At 60.5% G+C, this 22,378-nt stretch carries 22 protein-coding genes and 3 pseudogenes; 6 read left to right on the top strand and 19 right to left on the bottom strand.

Annotated features, from left to right (window positions below; translation table 11 throughout):
• The first annotated feature begins 203 nt into the window (after window positions 1-203).
• A complete protein-coding gene (locus FFS49_RS37580) occupies window positions 204-1,649 on the top strand; it encodes a DEAD/DEAH box helicase (protein ID WP_171026900.1) in 1,446 nt (481 codons plus the stop codon).
• A 363-nt stretch (window positions 1,650-2,012) separates the two neighbouring features.
• Here the strand turns inward: FFS49_RS37580 and FFS49_RS37575 are convergent, their stop codons facing one another.
• Window positions 2,013-2,432 carry a hypothetical protein gene (locus FFS49_RS37575; protein WP_105818752.1) on the bottom strand — a complete coding sequence of 140 codons (420 nt, stop codon included), beginning with the start codon at window positions 2,430-2,432 and terminating at the stop codon, window positions 2,013-2,015.
• Between the two features lie 132 nt (window positions 2,433-2,564).
• Between FFS49_RS37575 and FFS49_RS37570 the strand changes: the two genes are divergently transcribed.
• Window positions 2,565-2,948, top strand: coding sequence for a hypothetical protein (locus tag FFS49_RS37570; protein WP_039360423.1), 384 nt, complete (start codon window positions 2,565-2,567; stop codon window positions 2,946-2,948).
• Window positions 2,949-3,170: 222 nt separating this feature from the next.
• On the opposite strand, the gene FFS49_RS37565 is transcribed toward FFS49_RS37570, so the two are convergent.
• The 7 genes from FFS49_RS37565 to FFS49_RS37535 all read right to left on the bottom strand — a co-directional run bounded on the left by FFS49_RS37565 (window position 3,171) and on the right by FFS49_RS37535 (window position 10,153).
• Window positions 3,171-3,644 carry a DUF6130 family protein gene (locus FFS49_RS37565; RefSeq protein WP_105818751.1) on the bottom strand — a complete coding sequence of 158 codons (474 nt, stop codon included), beginning with the start codon at window positions 3,642-3,644 and terminating at the stop codon, window positions 3,171-3,173.
• A 201-nt stretch (window positions 3,645-3,845) separates the two neighbouring features.
• Window positions 3,846-5,198, bottom strand: coding sequence for an epoxide hydrolase (locus tag FFS49_RS37560; RefSeq protein WP_105818750.1), 1,353 nt, complete (start codon window positions 5,196-5,198; stop codon window positions 3,846-3,848).
• 22 nt (window positions 5,199-5,220) lie between these two features.
• Complete coding sequence (locus tag FFS49_RS37555; protein ID WP_105818749.1) at window positions 5,221-6,153, bottom strand: NAD(P)H-binding protein; 933 nt, start codon at window positions 6,151-6,153, stop codon at window positions 5,221-5,223.
• A gap of 106 nt (window positions 6,154-6,259) precedes the next feature.
• Window positions 6,260-7,351 carry an alpha/beta hydrolase gene (locus tag FFS49_RS37550; protein WP_105818748.1) on the bottom strand — a complete coding sequence of 364 codons (1,092 nt, stop codon included), beginning with the start codon at window positions 7,349-7,351 and terminating at the stop codon, window positions 6,260-6,262.
• Entirely contained in the window at window positions 7,348-8,340 is a 993-nt protein-coding gene (locus tag FFS49_RS37545; RefSeq protein ID WP_105818747.1) for a carbon-nitrogen hydrolase family protein, read from the bottom strand. The genes FFS49_RS37550 and FFS49_RS37545 overlap by 4 nt, the downstream gene beginning before the upstream one ends.
• Before the next feature lie 75 nt (window positions 8,341-8,415).
• Window positions 8,416-8,898 carry a MarR family winged helix-turn-helix transcriptional regulator gene (locus tag FFS49_RS37540; RefSeq protein ID WP_105818746.1) on the bottom strand — a complete coding sequence of 161 codons (483 nt, stop codon included), beginning with the start codon at window positions 8,896-8,898 and terminating at the stop codon, window positions 8,416-8,418.
• 217 nt (window positions 8,899-9,115) lie between these two features.
• A complete protein-coding gene (locus tag FFS49_RS37535; protein ID WP_105818745.1) occupies window positions 9,116-10,153 on the bottom strand; it encodes a helix-turn-helix domain-containing protein in 1,038 nt (345 codons plus the stop codon).
• 105 nt (window positions 10,154-10,258) lie between these two features.
• Between FFS49_RS37535 and FFS49_RS37530 the strand changes: the two genes are divergently transcribed.
• The gene (locus FFS49_RS37530) at window positions 10,259-10,783 is read left to right on the top strand and encodes a Tautomerase enzyme (RefSeq protein ID WP_105818744.1); all 525 of its coding nucleotides are present in this window, start codon (window positions 10,259-10,261) and stop codon (window positions 10,781-10,783) included.
• A gap of 14 nt (window positions 10,784-10,797) precedes the next feature.
• Window positions 10,798-11,244 (top strand): hypothetical protein, encoded by a 447-nt coding sequence (locus tag FFS49_RS37525; RefSeq protein WP_105818743.1) that lies wholly within the window; start codon window positions 10,798-10,800, stop codon window positions 11,242-11,244.
• A gap of 228 nt (window positions 11,245-11,472) precedes the next feature.
• Here the strand turns inward: FFS49_RS37525 and FFS49_RS37520 are convergent.
• The 6 genes and pseudogenes from FFS49_RS37520 to FFS49_RS37495 all read right to left on the bottom strand — a co-directional run.
• Window positions 11,473-11,877: pseudogene (locus FFS49_RS37520) on the bottom strand (integrase core domain-containing protein); the annotation flags it as partial.
• 127 nt (window positions 11,878-12,004) lie between these two features.
• Window positions 12,005-12,997: an IS5-like element ISBmu23 family transposase gene (locus tag FFS49_RS37515; protein WP_007182917.1), complete on the bottom strand. Its 993-nt coding sequence runs from the start codon at window positions 12,995-12,997 to the stop codon at window positions 12,005-12,007.
• 269 nt (window positions 12,998-13,266) lie between these two features.
• Window positions 13,267-13,656 carry a hypothetical protein gene (locus FFS49_RS37510; protein WP_137909733.1) on the bottom strand — a complete coding sequence of 130 codons (390 nt, stop codon included), beginning with the start codon at window positions 13,654-13,656 and terminating at the stop codon, window positions 13,267-13,269.
• Between the two features lie 144 nt (window positions 13,657-13,800).
• Window positions 13,801-15,099: a hypothetical protein gene (locus FFS49_RS37505; protein WP_105817147.1), complete on the bottom strand. Its 1,299-nt coding sequence runs from the start codon at window positions 15,097-15,099 to the stop codon at window positions 13,801-13,803.
• 252 nt (window positions 15,100-15,351) lie between these two features.
• Complete coding sequence (locus FFS49_RS37500; protein WP_105817146.1) at window positions 15,352-15,993, bottom strand: DUF1906 domain-containing protein; 642 nt, start codon at window positions 15,991-15,993, stop codon at window positions 15,352-15,354.
• Between the two features lie 183 nt (window positions 15,994-16,176).
• Window positions 16,177-17,166, bottom strand: coding sequence for an HNH endonuclease signature motif containing protein (locus tag FFS49_RS37495; protein ID WP_137909732.1), 990 nt, complete (start codon window positions 17,164-17,166; stop codon window positions 16,177-16,179).
• Between the two features lie 240 nt (window positions 17,167-17,406).
• Here FFS49_RS37495 and FFS49_RS37490 point away from each other — a divergent pair, with 240 nt between their 5' ends.
• Window positions 17,407-18,561, top strand: coding sequence for an HNH endonuclease (locus tag FFS49_RS37490; protein ID WP_105817144.1), 1,155 nt, complete (start codon window positions 17,407-17,409; stop codon window positions 18,559-18,561).
• Window positions 18,562-18,640: 79 nt separating this feature from the next.
• On the opposite strand, the gene FFS49_RS37485 is transcribed toward FFS49_RS37490, so the two are convergent.
• The 3 genes and pseudogenes from FFS49_RS37485 to FFS49_RS42800 all read right to left on the bottom strand — a co-directional run.
• Window positions 18,641-19,759 carry a DUF3396 domain-containing protein gene (locus tag FFS49_RS37485; RefSeq protein WP_105817143.1) on the bottom strand — a complete coding sequence of 373 codons (1,119 nt, stop codon included), beginning with the start codon at window positions 19,757-19,759 and terminating at the stop codon, window positions 18,641-18,643.
• A 4-nt stretch (window positions 19,760-19,763) separates the two neighbouring features.
• A complete protein-coding gene (locus tag FFS49_RS42805) occupies window positions 19,764-20,504 on the bottom strand; it encodes a VRR-NUC domain-containing protein (protein WP_105817142.1) in 741 nt (246 codons plus the stop codon).
• A pseudogene (locus tag FFS49_RS42800) lies at window positions 20,501-20,650 on the bottom strand (PAAR domain-containing protein); the annotation flags it as partial. The gene FFS49_RS42805 and the pseudogene FFS49_RS42800, both read right to left, overlap by 4 nt.
• Before the next feature lie 69 nt (window positions 20,651-20,719).
• Here FFS49_RS42800 and FFS49_RS37470 point away from each other — a divergent pair.
• Window positions 20,720-21,319 carry a DJ-1/PfpI family protein gene (locus FFS49_RS37470; RefSeq protein WP_046547014.1) on the top strand — a complete coding sequence of 200 codons (600 nt, stop codon included), beginning with the start codon at window positions 20,720-20,722 and terminating at the stop codon, window positions 21,317-21,319.
• Here FFS49_RS37470 and FFS49_RS37465 read toward each other — a convergent pair.
• Entirely contained in the window at window positions 21,300-21,644 is a 345-nt protein-coding gene (locus FFS49_RS37465; RefSeq protein ID WP_137909731.1) for a hypothetical protein, read from the bottom strand. The two genes, FFS49_RS37470 and FFS49_RS37465, sit on opposite strands and share 20 nt — an antisense overlap.
• A gap of 272 nt (window positions 21,645-21,916) precedes the next feature.
• Window positions 21,917-22,378, bottom strand: a pseudogene (locus tag FFS49_RS37460) (substrate-binding domain-containing protein); the annotation flags it as partial.

Genomic DNA, 22,378 nt, shown 5'->3' with positions numbered 1-22,378 from the left:
AAGTGATGGGCACGTAAACGGACAGAGTCGCGACGAAGGGGGCATCCGTGCCGGAAAAGGTGCCGGGCTTGCCTGCTTTGCGTCGCCCCGTGGTTGCTTCCGGTTGGCCGTGCCGCACCCCGCCGGCGCCGTCCAGCCGGGCGCAGTGGGCCTTGATTCGCCCGGCAACCGCTAGAATTGCGGTTTTAGTCCGGAATACGTCCATGTCTTTTGCCTCGCTCGGCCTGATCGATCCCTTGCTGCGTAACCTGAAGGACCTCAATTACCAGGCCCCCACGCCGGTGCAGGCCAAGGCGATTCCTGCCGTGCTCGGTGGCAAGGACGTGATGGCGGGCGCCCAGACCGGCACGGGGAAGACGGCGGGTTTTGCTCTGCCGCTGCTGCAGCGGCTGGTGCAACACGGCCCGGCGGTGTCCAGCAACCGCGCACGTGTGCTGGTGCTGGTGCCCACGCGTGAACTGGCTGAACAGGTGCTGCAAAGCTTCATCGCTTACGGCAAGGGCCTCGATTTGCGGTTTCTGGCCGCTTACGGCGGCGTGAGCATCAATCCGCAGATGATGAAGTTGCGCAAGGGCGTGGATGTGCTCGTGGCCACGCCGGGCCGTTTGCTGGACCTCAATCGCCAGAACGCGGTGCAGTTCGATCAGGTGCAGACGCTGGTGCTGGACGAAGCCGACCGCATGCTGGATCTCGGCTTTGCACGCGAGCTCAACGCCGTCTTTGCCGCGCTGCCCGCGCAGCGCCAGACGCTGCTGTTCTCGGCCACGTTTACCGACGATATCCGCGCGATGGCGGCGACCATCCTGCGCAGTCCGGTCAACATCAGCGTCAGCCCGCCCAATGCCACGGCCAGCAAGATCAAGCAGTGGGTGGTGACGGTGGACAAGCGGAACAAGCCCGATCTTTTCATGCACCTCGTGGCCGAGAACAAGTGGGAGCATGCGCTGGTATTCGTCAAGACGCGCAACGGCGTGGATTACCTGGCGGCGATGCTGGACGAAGCCGGCTATGCCGTCGACACCATCCACGGCGACAAGCCGCAACCGGCGCGCCTGCGTGCGCTGGAGCGCTTCAAGACGGGCGAAGTCCAGATGCTGGTGGCCACCGATGTCGCGGCGCGCGGGCTGGATATCGACGACCTGCCGCTGGTGATCAACGTCGACCTGCCGATCGTGGCGCAAGACTATGTGCACCGCATCGGCCGTACCGGCCGCGCGGGCGCCAGTGGCGTGGCGGTGTCCCTCGTGTGTGCGGATGAAGCGCCGCAACTGGCCGCGATCGAAGCGCTGATCAAGCAAACGCTGCGCCGTGAAGAAGAGCCGGGTTTCGAGGCCGAACACCGCGTGCCGGAAACCAGCGCGACGGGCCAGATCATCAAGAAACCCAAAAAGCCGAAGAAGCCGAAAGTGCCGCAAGCTGCGTCGGCGGCCATGCCGGTGGCGGGTAAGAAGCCGCGTCCGCAAGGCGGCGAGAACAAGCGCAAGGCTGCGGCGCCGCACGCGAAGCCGGCCGGTAACGGACCGGACTACACCGTCGGCAGCCCGTTCAGCGTGCAGAAGCCGCGTGGCAAATCTGCCGGCAAGCCGGCGGCGGGCGCGCGCAAGCCGGCTGGCAAACCCGCTGGCGCCCGCGGGAAACGTCCGTCCTGATGCGTGAGGATGCCGCTCGCCAGCCATTGAGTCTGGCTGGCGGCTCGGCGGCTGAAGGCAGCCTCGAGCGTGTGACGTCGTCGGGTTGAATCTGCAGCCAATTGCGATCCGTCGGCGCAAATTTCAGAACTACCGTTTCAGGCTGAAACGGAAGGTTCAGGAAAGTCCGCCGGGACGAGCGCCTGTTGCTGATGCCAGGGCGGCGGTGAGGATTCGCGCTGCAAAGGCAGATCGAGAGACTGGACGAATCGCCGGGAAACCTGTTCGACTGCTTGCTGCGGCAACTGCGGGTGCGAGCATCGCCGGTGAGGACTGGGGCTTGCAATCCGGTCCTCGGCCTTGTGCCCCGCTTTTGGTGCGGCCTTACTGCCATTCACCGGGATGGCAGATCACCCAACCGGGAAGATAGCTATCCATGTCCGTATGGCCCCAGCACCAGTTGTGCTGGTGGAGGGTCTTCATCAGCTGTTCGCGTTGTGCGCAGGCGCTTCCCGGTGCATATTGCCCGTCAGGCATTAATTTGGGTGCCGGGCCGTTCCGGCATTTGTCATTGGCGACTTCTTCCTGATGCATCAATGCCTGGACGGCGGACGGAATGGTGCGCGCCAACGTGGCCTTGTATTCGATGCAGGCTGGCGCCTTCGGATCGTTGGACTTGCGGGCACATTGGGACTGAAGCTTGTCGATGCTTCTCGATACTTCGGGTGGATATGTCTCGGCGTGCGCCGCAGCAAGACATCCAGCCATCAACAGACAGGCGGCAAGTGATCTGATCAAAATCATTTCGCGTATGACACGATTTATCCGGTAGCTCGGGAACGGGCGAATTATGGCATGTGCGTGCGGTCCGTATTCGAGGCGCTTGCCCGGGTGCGGCCCGTGCGATGATGTGCGTTGAACGACATGAGAGATGGAATGACGACACCATTCGACGAGGCGACAACGGCGGCGATCGCCGCGTTTGCCCAACTGGATTTCTACACGGCGTTGCAGGCGATGCGCGCCGAGGCCGACTACGACCGCGAACGGGACCAGTGGATCTCGCGCTATATCGACGAGCACGGCGGCGGCGCGGACGATGCCGAATACGACGCGTTGCACGCGCGGGCCCAGGCAACCCCGGAATACGCGCAGTTCATCGACGCGGCTCGACGGGAAATCCTGGAATACTTCGACGTGACCGACGATCAACTGGACTGGATGGTCGTGCTGCGCGACGACGACAGCGATGAGCTTTGGGCGGAGGTCAACCGGCAGCGGAACGCGCTGGGAACCGGTGAAGTGCGCGGAGATCTCTGATCGTTGCTTGCCATTGGGGGCGCAGGTCGTGCCGGGCCGGCGACCGGCAAGCGGCCCCGCGTGCAGGCCAGCGACACGCTGACGGCGAACCGGCAAGTGTCCGCGTTCGCCGTCCAGTAAACCGGATTGACGCCGACGTTCGACAGCGAAGCCGGCATGACAATTCAGGATGCGTCGGGCGTCATTCGTGACGGACTAACGGAGCGGCTCTTGTCATCACCTTCAGTGTGAATGAGACGAGCCCTCCGGGACAGTGAACGTCACCGTCTTCCTGCACTCGGTGCATCCGGCGAACAGGTGGTGTTGAGCGTCGACCAACTCGACGAGCATCTTGTGCTGACCGGGTGGCAGACCCGCCACGCTGATTGTATTGACATTGTTCGCTTCTACCCAACCCCAGGGCAGGTCGTCGATGTGTACGTGCAGATGCCCGATTCGGGGAGAAACGTTGAGCGCGCCAGGCCCGAACACCGGAACGATATGCACGTTCTCCACCCGGTATCGGATCCAGACGATGCCGTGAGCCAGTCCTGGAGCAAGCGGCGTGGGATCCACAATCAGTCTGGGTGGCGGCTCGTTATCGATGGCGGCGTACGGCGAGGCGACGCCTACCTCCGCCGCGCTCTGGGCGAAGGCGTTCGTCGCGAGCACGGTACTAGCCGCGACCGCGGCAAGCGTCTTGATCAGCTTGTTCATTTTCGTTCTCACGATTTGATCCCCAAGGGGACAGTTTTCGTTCAACCTGGCCAGAATTCGCCGAGGGTGTCATGGCGGGTGCACGTGCGGCCCCGAGGTCAAACCCGGCGGCAGATCCATGTGAACGACATCGCATGAACCCGACCAGCACGATTACATCGAGGAGCGCTCCGACGCACGCGTGTCGGAGCGCTTCGCCCTTCAGGCGCGTAACGGCCTTAATCCCGCGCGTACTTCGTTCGCGAAGATCGTCGGTTCTTCCCATGCCGCGAAGTGCCCGCCCGTTTGGGGTTTGTTGAAGTAAATCAGGTTGTGATAGGCCTTTTCGGTCCAGCTCTTCGGCGCCTGGTAGTTTTCTCCTGGAAAGGCGCTGATCGCGGCTGGCACGTTGACGTCGGCCGCGAGGAAGAAATTCGCGTGCGACTCCCAATAGAAGCGCGCCGCCGAGATGCCGGTGTTGGTCAGCCAGTAAAGCGTGATGTCGTCGAGTATGTCGTCTCGCGTCAGCGCGCCCGCTGAATGATCGTTGACGGGATGGCCGAGCACGGCTGCGCTCAACGCCGCCGCAGGCTGGCCGTAGCCGTCGCCATGGTCGAGTAGCCAGGAAGCCAGCGCGACGGGAGAATCGGCGAGTCCGTACAGCGTCTGCGGGCGCGTGCCCATTTCGAAAGCGTAGCCGCGCTTCTTTTTGAAGTTGGCACTCAATTGCTCGTACGCATGCTGTTCCTCGTCCGACAAGCCGGCAGGCATCGCGTCGCCCGCGGCCAGCGACTTCAGGATGTCCGGCGGAACGGAGGCAGGGAAGTTCACATGAATGCCGATCAGTTCGGGCGGCGCCTGTTTGGCCATGATGTTCGTGACGATCCCGCCGAGATCGCCGCCCTGCGAAGCAAAGCGCTGATAGCCGAGGCGCTTCATCAATGTGACCCACGCGCGCGCGGTGCGCTCCGGTCCCCAGCCCGTTGTGGTTGGTCTCGCCGAAAAGCCGTAACCGGGCAATGACGGGATCACGAGATGAAAGGCATCCGAAGCCGGCGCGCCGTACGCCGTCGGATTGACGAGCGGGTCGATGATCTTGAACTGTTCGATGATCGAGCCGGGCCAGCCGTGAGTCACAATCAACGGCATCGCGTTTTCGTGCTTCGACCGCACGTGGATGAAATGGATATCGAGTCCGTCGATCTCGGTGATGAACTGCGCATACGAATTCAGACGCGCTTCGCATTTGCGCCAGTCGTAGCCGGTTGCCCAATATTGCGCGAGTCCCTGAATAGTGGCGAGCTGAATGCCCTGTGACTCGTCGGGCACCGTCTCGCGATCCGGCCAGCGCGTGGCCTTGATGCGGCGCCGCATGTCGACGAGCTGCGAGTCGGGGACATGAACGCGGAACGGCCGGATCGCCGTCTTGTCGCCGTTCGCGGGTTCGGTGATCTTGCCGAGTGCGCGGGGCGTTTCCGCGAGGGCAAGCCGGCTCAGCGAGGCTGCCGCGAGCGTCGCGGCCGCCATACCGACAAAGTGCCGGCGCGATGAGGATTGGGGCGTGTCTTTTGACATGAGATCGGTCTCCTGCCCTGGATCAGCGTGTTGCGTTGCGCGTGAACGCTGCGATGTGCAGATTCACGAAGTCGTACATGCTCATGGGTTTGCGGCCCGTGAGTTCGAACAGGTCGTTCGTGATGCGGTCATACCGGCCCTGAACGTGCAGGTCTGCCATCACGGCCAGATGATCGACGACGTGAGCTGGAATGCCGAGTTCGCGTAATTTGTCCGACCACGGCGCGACAGGCACATTCCGGTAACGGATGGGCCGGCCGAGCGCGTCCGAAAAGACGCGCGCGGCGTGCTCGAGATCGGTTGATTCGAGACCCGTCAGGTTATAAATCCTGCCGATATGCGGCGCCGGTTCTTCGAGAATCAGCGATACGGCATGTGCGACGTCAACGGCTGAAATGGGCGAAGTCCTGCTATTGCCGAGCGGCAGTGCGAGTTCGTCGTTGTCGCGCACGCCGGTTGCGCCAAGCGTCAGGAAGAAGGTTTCGAGAAACGCCGTGGGCCGTACCGTGACGACGGGCAGCCCCGACCACTGCAAGACCTGCTCGGCGAGCCAGTGCAGCTTGTGCTGGGGACTGTCGGTGGTTTCCGTGATGCTCATTTCCGTGACCGTCATCTGCGACATGTTCACGATGGCTTCGACACCATGATGACGTGCAACCGCGGCAAAATTGACGGTCGCTTCGAGATAGGCTGGAGAGACGGACATGCCGAAATAGACGCGCGAACAACCTTCGATCGCACGGTGCATCGAGGCGAGATCGGTCAGATCGCCGACCATGACTTCGGCGCCAAGGCGGCGCAACTCGTCCGCGCGTTCGTCCTCTTTGCGGACCAGCGCCCGCACTTTATAGCCCTTCGCAAGCAATGACGTCGTGACGTTGCGGCCAATGCCGCCAATTGCGCCTCCGGCACCCGTCACGAGAATGGGCCGATCATGGGCAGGTTTCGTTGTCATATCACATCCTTTCAAGGAAAAACTTCATTCCATTTATGTATGCATGTACACACTTCTGTATGAAAACATGCGTGTGCATACGTTGACCAACGCGACGATCGAGTCGTTATTCGCGTGTGCCTTCCAGAAAGCCGAGCATGGCCTTCGTCACCAGCTCGGGCTGCTCTTCCTGGATAAAGTGTCCGCTGTTTTCTACTTCGCGGGCGCTCAGATTGACCGCCTTTTCTCCGACGACCATTTTCATCCACCTGTATGCGGGACCGCCCATCACGAGAACCGGCATTTGCAACTGGCCATAACCCTTGTTGTCGCTGACGTCCTGAGGGAAGGCCTGATACCACGCATTGCCTGCACGGATCGCGGCGGCGCTGTCATACGCGTGCTCGTACACGGCGCGGTCGCGCGCGTCGACAGCATTCTCATTCACGAGAAAGTAGTGGAAGAGCCAGTCCTGCTCGAGCCGGACGCGGCCTGCCAGCAGCTTCTCCGGCAAACCTCTGACCTGATTGAATGCGAACCACCACAGGTTCGGGCGCGCCGAACCCAGCCTGTCGCCATATGCGCCTTCGGCGGGTAGAAGCGGAAAAGTCTGCAGGCTATTGTCGGGATGCGGAAACTCCATCATCACCAGCTTGTCGGTGGCTTCCGGATAGTTCTCCGCGTAGGCGAACGCCACAGCCGAGCCGATGTCGTGTCCCGCGATCGCAACCTTGTCGTATCCAAGCGATTGCGTCAGTTCATGGATATCAGCGGCCATCGTTTTCTTGTCATAGCCATCAACGGGTTTCGACGATGCGCCCATGCCGCGCAGATCCACCGCGATCACGGTGTAGTGCTCGGCGAGCGCCGGCATGATCTTGTGGAAGGTCCACCAGGTTTCGGGCCAACCGGGCAGCAACACGAGCGGCTCGCCCTTGCCGCCGACCACATAATGCAGCCGTACGCCGTTGACGGTTGCATAGCCGTTCTGAATCCGGGCAGCGACTTCACCAGCGCCCTGTCCGAGACGTCGGTCTTTGCGGCCGCCTGCTTGCGCGAATGCGTTGCCACTGGCGTATCTGTTGCGGACGTCTGCGTGTAGCCGGGGGAAGCGGCCGCCATCAGCGCCGCAACGACCATGCTCGCGCAGCCGGTCCTCATCATTGCTTTCAAGGCAAATTCTCCATCGATAGGGGGCAATTCGAAGTTCGCAGGTCATGCCGCCTGGGCGCGCAGATCTTCGGAGCCTTGATCGTCGACGAGCATCGGGTGCGAAGCGCGTTCGTGAACATGCGCGGTCGGCGCGCGGTCGATCATCAGGCTCAGCAATTCGGGGCGGTTGTAGTGGCCGGCCGAGTCCATCAGCAGCTTGCGGCGGTCGATTTGCGTGAAGTCGAGATCGACGATCACCTCGCCTTCACCCGAGCGAAGCGGCTCGGCCATCAGCATGCCGTCAGGCGAGACGATCGTGGTGAAGCAGCCGCCCGAGATCGGACCGATTCCGCAGCCGGTGTCCTTCATGATTTGCGCCTGCTGGTCGCTATCCAGCCACGCCGTCGCGTTGACGACGAAAGCCCCGGACTCGAGCGCATGCTGGCGGATATTGATTTCCATCCGCTGGGCGAAGCCCTCGCCAAAGGCCGAGCCCGGGTACATCGCCGAGTGGATCTGCTCGCCGTCGGCGATCATCGCGTAGCGGGCGAGCGGATTGTTGTGCTCGAAGCATGCGAGCTGGCCGATGCGGCCGACTGCGCTGTCGACTGCGCGCAGGCCCGAGCCGTCTCCCTGGCCCCAGATCATGCGTTCAAAATGCGTCGGCGTGATCTTGCGGCGGCGCTGGATCAGCGTGCCGTCCGCATCGAAGAGCAATTGTGTGTTGTACAGCGTGCCGCCGTCGCGCTCATTGACGCCAATGGACACGACCATGCCGGCCTTTCGCGCGGCTTCGCCGATCGCGTCGATAGCAGCGGACGGCACAGTCACGGCCTGTTCGAGCAAGCGCAGATGTTCGGTGCCCGAAAGAAGCTCGATGCCCGTCTGGACGGCCGCAAAGTAAGGGTAATAAGGCACGACCGTCTCGGGGAAGGTGGCGAACTGCACGCCCTTCTGGCACAGTTCGTGGATCTTCTGCACGACCTTGGCGACGGTTGCTTCACGGCTATATAGCACCGGGCTGAACTGGACGGCGGCGGCTTTGACGACTTTCATGACAACTCCTTGACGAGGGGGGAAGGGGTACCAGACGTTGGTCAATCTTGCATATGCAACACCGACCGAAAAATTTCAGACCATGCGCAGCGGCAAGTTCCGCGCGATATTCATGAGTTCATGGGTGCAGCCTTCGCCGAGGAGGTGCGTCGCGTGGCGCTGCGCCGCCGACCACGCGCTCGCGGCGGTTTTGAGCAGCGCGTTGCCTTCATGCGTGAGCGAGAGCGGGCGGCTTCGACCATCGCTTGCCGTGACGCCCTCGGCGACCCAGCCCTGCGCGATCAGCGGTTGCAGATTCCTGGTCAGCGTCGAGCGCTCGTGATGATTTCGTCGGCCCAGATCCGAGCGGCTGATCGGCCCGAACTCCGCGATCAGCACGAGCAACGAGAACTGCGGCGCCACGATGCCGAACTGACGCAACGCATCGTCATAAACGGAGGTCAAGACGCGGGAGATCTGCCGGGCGCGCGTCAGCAGACAATTGCGCGCGATCTGGCTGCTCAGCGGTTCATTCGCAGTGCGATCCGGTTCAACGGTTCCGTTCGACTCGTGTTGCATATGCACTCCCTCGGTAAGCCCGGTTTCTTGCGGTGCGGTGTTTTGCTCGCGATGGGCGTATTTGAGCGGACGAACGTATCCCGCTTGTGTGCGAAAGTCGCTTGTGTGTAAGCGTGCGTATCCCTATCTGTTGCAGATACGTTGAGATACAAAAGGGCAGTGCGGGTAAAGAGGGAGGGAAGCGACGAGGGTTGTGGCGCGATGATCCCGCGAGGTCTCAGTCGCCGTTGCGGCCTGACCCGGTTTCCCTATTCTCGGCCGCAGCACGCGAGAACCGCATTTGATATTCACTCGGCGACAACCCGGTCTTGCGCTTGAACAATTGCCGAAACGTGCTGATATCACCATAACCGACCCGCTGACTCACCGCTTCGAGCCCGATTGGCCGCGTTTCCAGCAACCTTTTCGCGACCTCGATGCGCAGATTCTGCAGATACGCCAACGGTGCAAGCCCGACGGCTTCCTTGAAGCGGCGATTGAGCGTGCGTTCGCTGACAGCAAGCGACGCCGCCAGATCGCTCAACCGGAATCCCTGCTGCAACGTGGCTTCCATCTGCTGTTGGGCGCGCGCGACGAGCGTGTCCGTATGCCCATGTTCGTCGAGAAGCGTTGCGAAGGAAGCTTGCGAAGTCCGGTTCATGTCGATCAACAGCGCCTTCGCGGTCATCGCGGCGAGTGCTTCGCCGGCGAATGTTTCGACGAGGCGTACTGCGAGATTCAGATACGACGTCACGGAACCGCCCGAGATGATGCCGTCTTGCGCAATCAGCAGTTCCTGCGCGCGAACTTCGACACGCGGATAGCGGCGCGCGAAGTCCGCGGCTCTGGCCCAGTGCGTCGTTGCGGCGCGGCCATCGAGCAGGCCCGCCTCGGCGAGCAGGTAGTTGGCCGTGCAATAAGCCGCCAGCACGGCACCTGCCTTGCGTTGACGCCGCAGCGCGGATGACAGCGCGTTCAATTGCTCGCGGCGCCCGATGAACTCGTCGATGTTCGAGATAAACGGTGCCGTCAGCAGAACGGCGTCCGCCCGTTTGCGCGGGTCGATCTTCCCGTCGACGTGAATGACCTGGCCCGACGCAGCCGTGACGGGGTGTCCGTCGAGAGATTCCACGCGCCATGCAAACAGGGGAGCGGATGTCGCGCCCGGTGCGGCCGTACGCGCATGGAACTGATTCGCCGCGCTGATGACGTCAACAGGGCCTGCGACGCCGGACGCGAGGATTCCGTCATAGACCCAGATGCGGACGATGGTCATGGCATGTCTGAAATTCCACGAATAATGGCGATGCTGCCACTTCCGGCCGCACGCGTAAACCCCGAAGATGGCCGCATCCAATGACCTGAAAGCAGGAGCAGCACCATGCCAATGATCGATGCACTGTGGCCCGAAGACGCCCTGACGCCCGAGGCCGAAGCGCGCCTCGTCAAGGAACTGACCGACATCCTCATCAAGGCGGAAGGGTACGACGCCTCCAATCCGACCGCACAGCGTGTCACCGTTTTCCATCTTCATCGGCCGGCTGCGATCTACATCGGGGGCGAACGCACGACCACGATACGCTACCGGATCGTTCCGTCGGTACCGGAAGGGCAATACACCGACGAATCGCGTCGCTGGCTCGTCAGAAACGTCACGGAAACGGTGGCGCGCGCGGAGGGCCGGCCGTTCGATGACGTCGCGACGCGCGTCTGGGTGTTCCCGACCGAGATTCCGGATGGCGCCTGGGGGACACGCGGCGCAATCTGGACGCTGCCCGATATTCACGCGCTACTGGCCGGCGAGTCTGAGCGCGGCGCGGGCGTTGAACGCCTCGCGCGACGCCGCCTGGAGAAGGCGCGCATCACGCTCGATGCCGCTAGCGCAGGCATGACGAGCAAATCGTAACTGGAGCGCCCAACATGAAATTCAACGACACAGCTCCCGTGCTGACGCCCGCAGGCGGTCCGCCGCTCTGGCTGGCGAGGCTCGCAGAAAATGCGACGCTCGAAGCCACCGTCCTGAAGCGCCCGATCGAGGGGCGAGCCGATATTCTCGCCGTGATCAAACACGCGGTTGCGCTCTACGAGTTCCAGCATCACAGCTACAAGGGCGAGATCGGCAACGGCTTGTATATGGAATCCTATCGGTCTCAGATCCAGGGCGTGCCGATCGAAACGGTGGTGATCGCGCACCTGAACGAACAGGGCGAGACGGATTCCGTGGTCATCAATCATCGCCCGCTCAACGCAGCGCTGCTGTTTTCGAAACGGATGGGGGAACGCGTCGATGAGCGCTTCCGCGATTGCTATCTGACGGGACCAGAAGCCGCCGCGCTGAATACCGCACCGAAGGTGGACTCGCGCTAGCCGCCTCGTATTGAAGCGTTGCGGTAACGAACGAACTATCGATCGAAGCGGTGAGGATTTTGCATGGCCGGAATCGCTGCCGACACTTCGGTGCCGGACGTTGGATGAAACGGTTTCTTCTCAACTTCACCGACTCGCGCATGGGGCTTGCGTTTCGACTGACTCGTCAAGTGCTGAGCGGACGTTTGCTCTGCACGTGCGAGCCGTCCTCGCGTCCGAGCTTTGACCTTACCCTGCCGAGTACACCATTCGTAATTTAATGGGCTCGCCGGTTTTCGGTTGACGCAATTGCCGGAATTGGTCCGGCGCCAGTTGCCCCAAGGAGCTATGCGGGCGCACTGAGTTGTAGTCAGTGCGCTAGGCTTCAATTCGCATGCGTGCATCGTCGAGACTAACGAACGCATGCTGGTTCAAACATTCTTTGCGCAGCCGGCCGTTGAAGCTTTCGAGGTGAGAATTTTCCACCGGCTTGCCTGGACGGATGAACCGTAGCTTGACGCCATGTTCGTGCGCCCAGGCATCGAGCGCCTTGCTGACGAACTCCGACCCGTTATCCACCTGAATCAGATTGGGACATCGTCCTCGTTGTCGCAACTGCTCGAGCACACGCGCCACACGTACACCCGTTAGGGAAACGCTGATCAATGAGCCTGTCGTCCGCATAACGGACGAGGCAGGTTGCAATTTTCAGATTGACGTAGGAATTTGACGACATGCGAGGTGAGTTTCGCTCGTATTCGGGCCTCACTTCCCGCGTTTTTCACACACATGACGGATTGCTCCCATGAGTCGACAACAGCTGATTTTTCGCGATCACCAGGTTCGCCAGCGCGAACAGACTGAACAGCTGTGCCGTGTTCCTGGCTAGACCCTTGTAGCGCACCTTGCGATGACGAAACAGGTTCTTCACGACATGAAACGGATGCTCGACCCGGGCGCGGATCTGCGCCTTGGTTCGCTCGACCGCGATCACGAGGTCCTTCAGCGGACCTTCCTGCATCGCCCTGATCTTTCCGCGCTTGAGCGCCACGTGCCACTTCACCGTCTTGCCCTTCATCTCCTCGCGCTTGTCCACGCCGGTGTAGCCCGCATCGCCAAACGCTTCCTGCTCATGACCGTGCAGCAGGGCGTGGGCCTGCGATACGTCCGGCTCGTTGGCCGCCGTGGTGACCACGCTATGCACCAGACCCGAGTCGGCGTCGACGCCGACATGGGCCTTCATGCCGAAATACCAGTCGTTGCCCTTCTTCGTCTGATGCATCTCCGGGTCACGGCTCTTCCCGGCGTTCTTCGTGGACGGCGCAGCCTCGAAGATCGTCGCATCCACCAGCGTGCCTTCCTTCATCATCAGCCCGCGCTCGCACAACTCGATGCCGATCTCGTCGAACAGCTTTCGCGTCAGTGCGTGCTCGACCAGCAGGCGCCGGAATTTCAACAGCGTGGTGGCGTCCGGCACGTTCTCGCGCGCCAGGTCGATGCCCGCGAAGGCGCGCATCGCGATGCTGTCGTAGAGCGCATCTTCAAGCCCTTCGTCCGACAACCCGTACCACTGCTGCAGCAAGTAGATCCGCAGCATCCGTTCCAGGCCAATCGGCGGCCGGCCACGCTCGCCCTTCGGGTAATACGGCCCGATCACCGACAGCAGCCGCGACCAAGGGACGACCTTCTCCATCTCGGCCAGAAAGCGTTGACGCTTGGTCACCCGCTTCTTGCCCGCACTTTCCGCTTCCGCAAAACCGATCTGCCGCTGCATCGTCGTGGGTCCGTTCCGTGAGCTTCTTTCTACAACGCCCTTGGCCTCGTCAGCGATGACCGCCAAGCCGAATTGATCAGTGTTTCCTTAGCGAGAAGTCGGCCTCGAGATACGGGCACTCGCGGTTCCACGCGTCGATGATCGTCAACATGCGAATACGTCGGCCATGCACCAGCGCGTCCGCAACAAAGTCCATCGCCCAGCTTTACAGTGAGATACTTCGGAGTGGAAAGGTCAGGCGGCGCTCGCGATACTAATCGAAATGAGCGTTAAGAGCCGGCAATCCGGTAGACACGCTCTCGTTCTTTGTTGGTCAATATCTTCTTGTCGTGTTCTGATAGGTCAAGGGTCGCAATATCTCCGACGAGTGATTTGTATTCAATCAATCGGTGCAGGCGATATGTATCGAAAAATCCATCGCCGGGAAGGCCCGAGTCTCTTTTTGCCATTAAGCTCGTGTAGTTTGCCGTGCGGAAATCGCAAATTTCATTGGCAGCATCTTCCAACGCGCGATGGCATTCGCCTCGCTCAATGGACGTACTTTGCTTGGGAAGTCCAACGGACTCGTATAAAAATTTAAAACTGACCGTTCGCCTTTTTTCTGCTGCGTCCTGCAATATCTGAGCAATTACTTGCACCATTTTTTTATGACTCAACATCTGGCACCTTTTCGTGATAGAAAATTCAATCGTTTTTTGCCTAGCGAGCAATATCGAGAGGCGAGTCGAACCAGTTCCACGTGTTGATCTCATGACGATCGACAGGTTTTTTCGGCACGTCATTCCAAGTGTCGCGCTAAGATTTCACTTAGGCTGAACGTAGAACTGTTTCAGCGTGCCGGTTCCATCGGTGACAACCACCTTGAAAGCCCGATCCTTGGGCGTGCTGCTGTCGACTGTCACCACAACGAACGCGATGCCTGAGCGCAATTCGATTTTAGCGCTCGGCGCGATAGCTCCGGCTGCCGTAGGCGGATCAGCGATTGCAGCGGCATAGGACGACGGTGTCCCGCCGGAAATCGCCACCGACGCGGGAGTCGATGTCGTGACGGGAAACGTCTGGTTCGAGTCCGCGTCAGCCGCTCCGAGCGTGAGCGGCTGAGTGAGCGCCGGCCGAACCCCGGTCAATTGCTGGTAGGCGCAGCCGCCATAGTTGGTCGCTCCGGCGATCGACTGAGGTGGCGGAAACTGCTGCGCGGCCTGCACATACAGGACGACCTTGTCATTCGCGGTCTTTATCGCCTGAGCTGCGGCGTTCCATTGAGTTTGGAGCGCCGTTTTTTGCGTGTCCGTGTCCCGGGCATATTTTGTGTCCGACGGCAGTGCCAGGGCCTGCGTGGCTGACGGGGTACGCAGCGATGTTGGCAGCGTGAAGGCGGACCCGAACAGTGCTTTGTCGTCGGCGATGGTGGGCTGATCCTCCGCGATCTGCTCATTAGCTTGCGCGATGATCAAATGTACGGCCTTGAAGAGTGCCGCTTTATGCGCCCGCAACCCGCCCTCCAAGTATGCGTCGGCCGCCCATTTGTCTCGCCGAGCCTTGGTCAGTTGATCTCGTAGCGGTTGAATGGATACCTTGGCCTTCTTGGCCATTGAATCCAGCTTCATGAGTTCACTGTCTGCCGCGGTGAATGCTTGCTCGACTGCATCGTGGACGTCGTCGGGTACGTGTCGGGCACCGATCGCCATCTCGGCAACAGCATATTCACTGCGCGCGCACTGGATCGCTGCTTCGGCTCGCGTGTAAATGCGCTCGTAGCGCGGGGCGAGCAGATAATTACGAGTAGCATAGACGGCTGCGCCGCCTGCGGTAAGCGCGGCGATCGTTTTCGTCGCGCTACCGATGAGCCCTTTATAGGCGATGAAGGCCGATAGAGGAATCAGCCCCGAGGCTGAATAAACGCGTCCGCCGGCCGCTTCCGCCCGATATAGCGCCACGACTCTTTGTGCCTGAATGGCGAAGTCTTCCGCTTCCTCGGGCGTGTAATCAATGAGCGAGCGGGGCGCCTTTCCGCTCGGCAGATTCGCTGACGAATTCCCATTTCCTCCCGCGCCTAAAGGCGGGCTCAAAACGGGCGATGTAATGTATCCCCCGTCGAACATCGCACATCCACTAAGGCTAAGCGACGCCAGCAAAATGCAAAGCGGCAATTGCGCTACCGGAGATCTTTTATTCAATTCTTTCCCCTTCCATCAGGATGCGCGGCAGGCCTCGTCCGTTCCCGAAGGGGACTTCCTTCGGGCGCGGGCGAGGAGGGGTAGCGCGGATGCCGCGGGTGTCCTTTTGGGAATCTCCTGCCTTCAATTAGACGGAGGATGTCAAACAAAGACGGCTGCGCGCCGCGTCACATCAGATCAAATGCCCACAACCTGAGCGGGACCCACTGGCGGAATCGCGCCGTAGTTATTGCCGATGGCGACATCGGGGTCTACAGACAGGGCGCCGACAGTCGACGGCATGCCCTGAACAATCGACCAGAGGTGATTCGGATCGTACCCGGACCACCCCCGCGACTGTGCGAGCCATGTGTATTGGACGAGACCGGCTTGCGCAAGTGCGAGGCATGTGCTGCCCGAACCGTAAGCGCCAATCGCGTAGGGTGGACAGCCGTTATCCGTTTCGGCTGTGGCTAGCCCTTGTGCGACGCCGTTGAAGTAATCGGTGATGCAGCCGTTGATGTCGGCGCTGCTGGCGTCATAGTCGACTGCGAAGTACAACGCCGTCTTGGACGGTGCACTCAATGCCGCCGCTTGCGTCGCCGCTCGCTGTCCGTCGCTCTGACCGCGGCTGTTACTGAAGTAGCTGGCCGATGTCGAGCCATCCTCATAGACAAGGATAAGCGAAAGCCCCGCTGCGCTGATTGCAGAGGCTTCCGGGGCATTGATCACCTTCCAGGTGGATTTGCTGAGATAGCGTCCGATAAAATCGTAACCTTGCGCGCGAATGCTAGCCGCATAGGGCGAGCAATTTTGCGTCGTGTCGAGTCCTTTTGGCATGTGAACCCCCGATGGTCTTGACGATGTTCGTTTTTTCTGCGGTTCGCCAAAGATGCAATAGGATTTAGGCCTATTGACGCAATCCCAATCGCATGCGTTGGCCAATGTATCCAAGATACAACGATACGCTGGCAACCTACCCCGATCATGCTTGTGCTTTGTGTGGCGCCGACGTCATTCGCATTATAGGCGGTCACCGGCAATTACCAGAAATAGCTTCACGCCGGCGAACTGCTTGTAGTGTTCGAAAACGGTAGGGTGTAGTTCGACTGCCCCATCGTCGCGGATCCAAAGCAGATGATTGTCATAGAGAGCATGGAGGTCCTTGCGCAACAGGTAGCCATCGCTCCCACTGTTGTGGCCCAGCTTCCAGTTGCGCCCATGCTTGTGTGCAGCATCCAATGCCTTGACGACGGTGCAACCGCTAATGACACACGCTCCCTTACATGCCAAATATACGCGCCTGCGAAATGCAGCCTGGTCCGGTCTGCTTTCGACGCTGACGAAACGAGCCGCCCTGACCTCCAGTGTGTCGGGTTCTGCTGCGATATCCGCCTTGTCCTCGTCAGCGGCATTCCAGAATGCGTAAAGCCGCTGGCGCTCTGCTTCATCATCGGACACATGAAATTCTTTCGCCAGTCCCTGTGAGCACCGCTGAGTCTTTTTGCCGACAATGAGTGCGGTGATGATCGGTTCGTCGCGATTGTCGGCCTGATGGCCGAGGTAGTCCATTGCATGTCGCAAGCTGAACCGATCGATGCCGAATGCGTCCATGACTTGCCCGTACGTGACGACGCGCTTGTCGCGTGCGACTTCAATCAACCAGGACCGCATGGCAGCAAGCTTAGGACGATATGCTGCTTCACTTCGCGAGGTTGGATGCTTCCTGGTCGCTGCCTGGTCGAGAAGCGACATGATTCGTGGTTTCACATTGGCCCCGACATTGCCCGCCGGCTTCAATCCAGGAATCCACTGTCTGCCCGCTTCTTGCAGCACCGCCGAGATGTTTTGCATTCGATACTCAAATGCCTTATCGGTACGGCCGAACCGAGACGCTAAGTCGCGATATATTTTTCGTTTAGAGTATGGTCTTTGCTCTGCTTCGAGCGTCGCCATGTTCGCGTATGCTTCCACGGCAGCCGCAAGTTCGTCGTCGCTCCAGTTTTGTGCCATCTTCAGCCCCCGACGTATAGACGCCTATTCGGTCACGATGATAGATCGTAGGACGATAAAGCGGGCGGCGGCGTCGAGCAATTTCCGCGTAGCTTCTCAGTCGGACGAGCAAGTCGCCCGGGGAAATGGTTCGCAGTCGCGTTTGTCTTGGGTTTCGCCACAACAGCTTCCAAGGATGGATACAGTTCCGTCGGGTTCCGAAGCCTCTCGCATCGAAAAGTGATTCTTTACGCCACAGAAATGACACTCTGCATCTATTGCCGGAAGCCGAAGAGCAAAGAGGATCTCACACTGGAACACGTGATTCCCCAGTTCCTCGGCGGCGCCTGCGTTCCTGACGAATTCAAGACTCGATCAGTGTGCAAAAGCTGCAACAACGACTTGGGCCTGTTCGTCGACGCCAGTTTCGAGAAGCATTGGTTCGTCACGGACAAGCTTCGCGAGATCCATTACTCGACCTTCGATCCTAGTCAGGAAGTTGGGCTGCCACTTATATGCATGGGGCATTCGGACTTGCGGCCGCCGATGATGGAGGAGGGGGAAACGTGTGAGGCGTGGCTCGGCCCGCTAGGCGAGCAAATCTACTGGGTACGCAAAGACGATTCGAGACTGTACTGGTATTCCGGTGGCAATCCGCGAACAGTCAAGAAAGCAGCCAGCCGTGCTTACTATCTATTCAGCGAGCGGTCGCCCAAGAATCCAGCATTGTCGTTGCGAGCATTTCGCGACTCTTTTGCAGGCCGGCGAGTCAGGAAAATCATGTGTACGACCGTCGATTTTGATCCGAAGGTCATTGGATTTTCAGACCCAGACGAACTGGACAAGACACGGATCGACTACATCCTTCGGAATTGCCTAACGAAGCCGCGGCGTCGTAATCGCGTGAGGATGTATGTGCATTACGACGTTCGGTTCATGGCAAAGTTGGCAATTGGCATGGCTCATTGCTTGTTCGGCGAGCGAGTTCTCAGTACGACCTACGCCAACATGTTGCACAAGGGACTATGGCACCGGCCCGATGAAGACGTACCAGAGCTGCAGGGGGCGACCGATTGGATGAAGCCGCGCGACCCGCACTTCGCAAAGGTCATGGGGGATCCAGACGCAGTTACGATCGCGATTGTCCCTGTCGCCAATGCTGTCGCCGTCAATTTAAACCTCGGCGAGTCGATGAATTGGAGCATCCAGTGCGCGAGCGGAGAGAGTCTAGCCCCCGAGGACATTGAGGCGCTGGGCATGGGGCGCGTTATTGTCCTGTATCCGCAGCTGCATCGATCCGTTGATCTGCCTATGGTCGACTATATTGCACATAAGATCGGGAATCGCCCGCACCCCAAGCTGACAGAAATCGGTGCGATGTTGAATCGCAATCGTGATTACCTGAAGAGTCTTTGATTGCAACCGGGGGCCAGGGTGTAAGCGGTGGCAGCGATGTTGCGTGTGACGGATCACAAGGCGCTGCCTCATCGCAACATCACGCCGTTTCGCCGTGCAGCTTCGGCGTCTTGTGTAGCTCGACCCAGAAGCCGTTGAGTTGATCATCCTGTACGTTGAACCGACGCAGCCAACCTTCGGTCGCTACGACCGTATTTAGCAGGGGCGCGGTACTGTCCAGTGTCCCGTCTTGCAGCGTATCGACCTCATCCGCGATGATCGGCCGCAGCGCGTGGTTCAGAATGACGTATGCGGCGGGTGGAGATACGGGAATGCCTGGTCCATTGGATACGCCCGGCTGCGGCGCGACGCCGGCCTGAATAATCAAGCCCCCGTTCCCCAGGGGAATACGGGCAAACCAATCTGGCGGGAGTCCGAGCGCCGATGCACCACCGACAGCCGCGACCAAGTCCGCATCGAGCGCGTTGAGCCAGTCAACGGTCTTGATCTTCGTGTAAAGCTTGCGAACGGTGGACCGCATTGGATCGCCGACGTCGATGCCAGGCCCGAAACGGCGCGCGTAGAAATACTCGCTGGCTTCGTTTGGTCGCCGTCCCATTGGAGGCACGTTCACGGCCAGCCCGCCGTGACCGCTAACTATCGGCAACGCTTCTGCGAACGCGCGGAACATCGCCTCGAACACGCCGGGGCGATGGGCGATAAACGCACGCGGTACCGTGAATACCAGTCCGTCGAGACCGCGTTTCCGTGCAGCCTTCTTTTCGCTAAGCGCGAACACCGTGAATTCATAGAACCCGGTCGCGAGCTTGTGGTCGGCGCTGGTGATCGCGACCGCAAGGGCCTCGTCGGAGGGAACGCCCGTCGCGAGACTTTCGAATCCCGGAGACTTGTCGTACTGGATCGGTTCTTCTCCCTCGGAATAGAACCAGCGCAGCGGCCCGGACTTCGACGGCGTCTGGCCGGCCGCCACTTCGAGCGCGTGTTGATATTCCTCGATCGCCGCGTTGTACTGCTTGAAGCAGCGCACCAGCGCTTGCCGAACCTCCGACGTGAAACCGTTGCGGAAGTAAAGCACGCCCCGCACTACAAGAGCGGCACCCGTGATCCCTTTTTGGTGCGCGGGCTCGTAAAGCCCGAAAGGCATGGTGTCCGCACGGCGCGGATCTTTGGCCCAAGCTTCAATTTCGTCGTTCGTCATGGCGTCAAAGCGGGAGCGGGAATGCAGGTGGTGGCAATGAAGGCGCGGTCGGGAGCGGTGGGCCTCCGGGCGCGGTGCTATTGCCGCCGAACAAGTCGTCAAGCTCGGATTGTCGCGCGGATTGCGTCGAGCGCGAAGTTTCCTTCTGGCCGTCGTCGTCGCCGCATCCGCAATCAGCCGCGCCGAGGTGAACAAACTTCGACGGGCCGCCCGCGATTTCGATGTAGTCGTCTTCCTGATCAGGGCCGTATCGATCGCCGGGGAATTTCATTTCCACGACGGTCTTGATATTCGATTGCTGCGGAGGTTTCGACGGGTCGTTCACGATGACGACGTCAGGGCGGCGGACGTCGCCTTTCTCGTATTTCCTGCCCTTGCTGGGCCACACATCCTTGATCCACTGGCGAATGCCCGAATTGGGCTCCAGCGGATCGTCGTAGTCCATGATCGGCTGGGGTGGATTCGTCGTCATATCGTACGGTTGTTCCGGCCGGTATTCCGTTGGAACGCCCGTCTGTATCTTCGACACCTCATTGGGTAGCCCGAGGCGCATTTCGACGCAGCGCTGCCGCTGGATTGTCCCGGCTTTCGTCGCGACGCCGATCCGAAGGCACTCGCAGAACGTGTGACACAGAACTTTCCGATCCTTCGGGGAGAGTTTGGATGCCCTCAATCCAGCCTGCGTTGTTTGGCCACCGGTGCTCGAGCCCCCACTTGACGACCCTGGGGAGTAGGGGCCGGTCATGCATTGCTCCCGGGCTGATGGAACGACAGCGACGCAGCTTGGTGACTGCTGATCCAATCGGTGTGGCCGCTCGCGTCCGTCGTGCCTTGAATCGTTTGACCGTCTGCCGACGTGACCGTGTATGGGTGATTCGGGATCGGCGTTTTCGCCAACGTGAATCCGTACATCGCGCCGATCTGGCAATATGCATCGACCGACCTCAGCCGGGGCACCCCATGCACATCGCCATTCTGACCTTCCAGGGTTTCAACGAACTCGATTCCCTCATCGCGCTTGGCGTGCTCAATCGAATCAAGAAGCCCGACTGGCGGGTGACGCTGTCATGCCCCGAGCATTTCGTCACATCGATGAACGGCGTGACCGTGCAGGCGCAGTCGACGTTGGCGGACGCACGCGCGGCGGATGCCGTCATCGTCGGGAGCGGTATTCAGACCCGGGATGTCGTCAACGACGCGACGCTGATGGAGCAACTGAATCTCGATCCGACCCGGCAACTGATCGGTGCCCAATGTTCGGGCACGCTGGTTCTGGCAAAGCTTGGCCTTCTCGACGACATTCCGGCGTGCACGGACCTCACGACCAAACCCTGGGTCGTCGAGGCGGGCGTCGAAGTCCTCAATCAGCCATTCTTCGCACGAGGCAATGTCGCAACGGCAGGTGGCTGCTTTGCTTCGCAGTATCTGGCCGCGTGGATCATTGCGCGCCTGGAGGGCGAGGAAGCCGCGCGGAGCGCACTGCACTACGTGGCGCCGGTCGGGGAGAAGGAGGCGTACGTTTCTCGTGCGTTGTCGAACATCACGCCTTACCTGCCGTAGCGCGCAAAAAAATCGCGCTGCCACCATCGCAGTGAGCCGGGTTCGGCGGTAACGTCGGGTTCCCGACGCCGGCTTCTCCCACGTGCCCGGTTGCCACGTTGTCCGGCTGCCGCGTGGAAGAGGGGGCGAGAATGTTCGATGACTCGTTCAGGCAGAGCCATTCGGTGGCGCCGGACCGCAACGGATCCGACTCCACCAGCCAGTTCGTCGTGCAAAGGCGGCAGCGATACTGTCGCACGACGATTGCAGGCCGACCTAGCGGCCGCAATTTCGTGGGCTTGTGCAATTCCACCAGTCCGCGATGTGCGACGGGATCGGACATCATGCGCATGTTCGTGCAGGCTTCGCAACGCATGTGCATCAGCCTTTCAGGAACGCGTCGGCGCGGTGAATCACTTCTTCGCTCATCGTTCAAATTGTCCGCTGATTGCAACGTGAGCGGCAGTGCGCTCGTCCCATGCTTGAATCAGGCCCGCTCGCCGTCGCGGTGTGCGCCGATCGGCGGTCGTGACGAACCTTCCGGCAGGTAGTCATCAACGGGGCGTCCTCCTGCGCTGCGCGGCGAATGTGCGCAATTGCGCGTCTCGTCCGGACCCGTCAGTTCGCAATCGGCTTACCGGACGCATCCTTGATTTTCGCTTTCCATTGCGTGCGGATTTCGGACACCACCGATTCGGGAAGCGAGATGTAGTCCAACTCCGTGGCGGCCTGGTTGCCGTTGTGGAACGCCCAGTCGAAGAACTTCAGCGTTTCCGCACCTTGCGCCGGCTTCTCTTGCGTTGCATGTAGCAGCACGAACGTCGCGCCGACCACCGGCCATGCGTCCTTGCCCGGCTCGTCCGTCAGGATCTGATAGAACGACTTCGACCAGTTCGCGCCGGCAGCAGCGGCCTTGAACGTTTCCGTCTTCGGCTCGACCACCGTGCCCGTCGAGTTCTTCAGCGCGGTGTAGACCATGTTGTTCTTCTTCGCGTACGCCCATTCGACGTAGCCGATCGCGCCCGGCAGGCGCTGCACGAACGCTGCCACGCCGTCATTGCCCTTGCCGCCCGTGCCCGT

It is taken from the genome of Burkholderia sp. 4NA327C6, assembly GCF_005502655.1.
Classification (GTDB): Bacteria; Pseudomonadota; Gammaproteobacteria; order Burkholderiales; family Burkholderiaceae; genus Burkholderia; species Burkholderia contaminans.
Note: the sequence above shows the minus strand (reverse complement) of the source record. Positions and strands in the feature narration are given on the sequence as shown.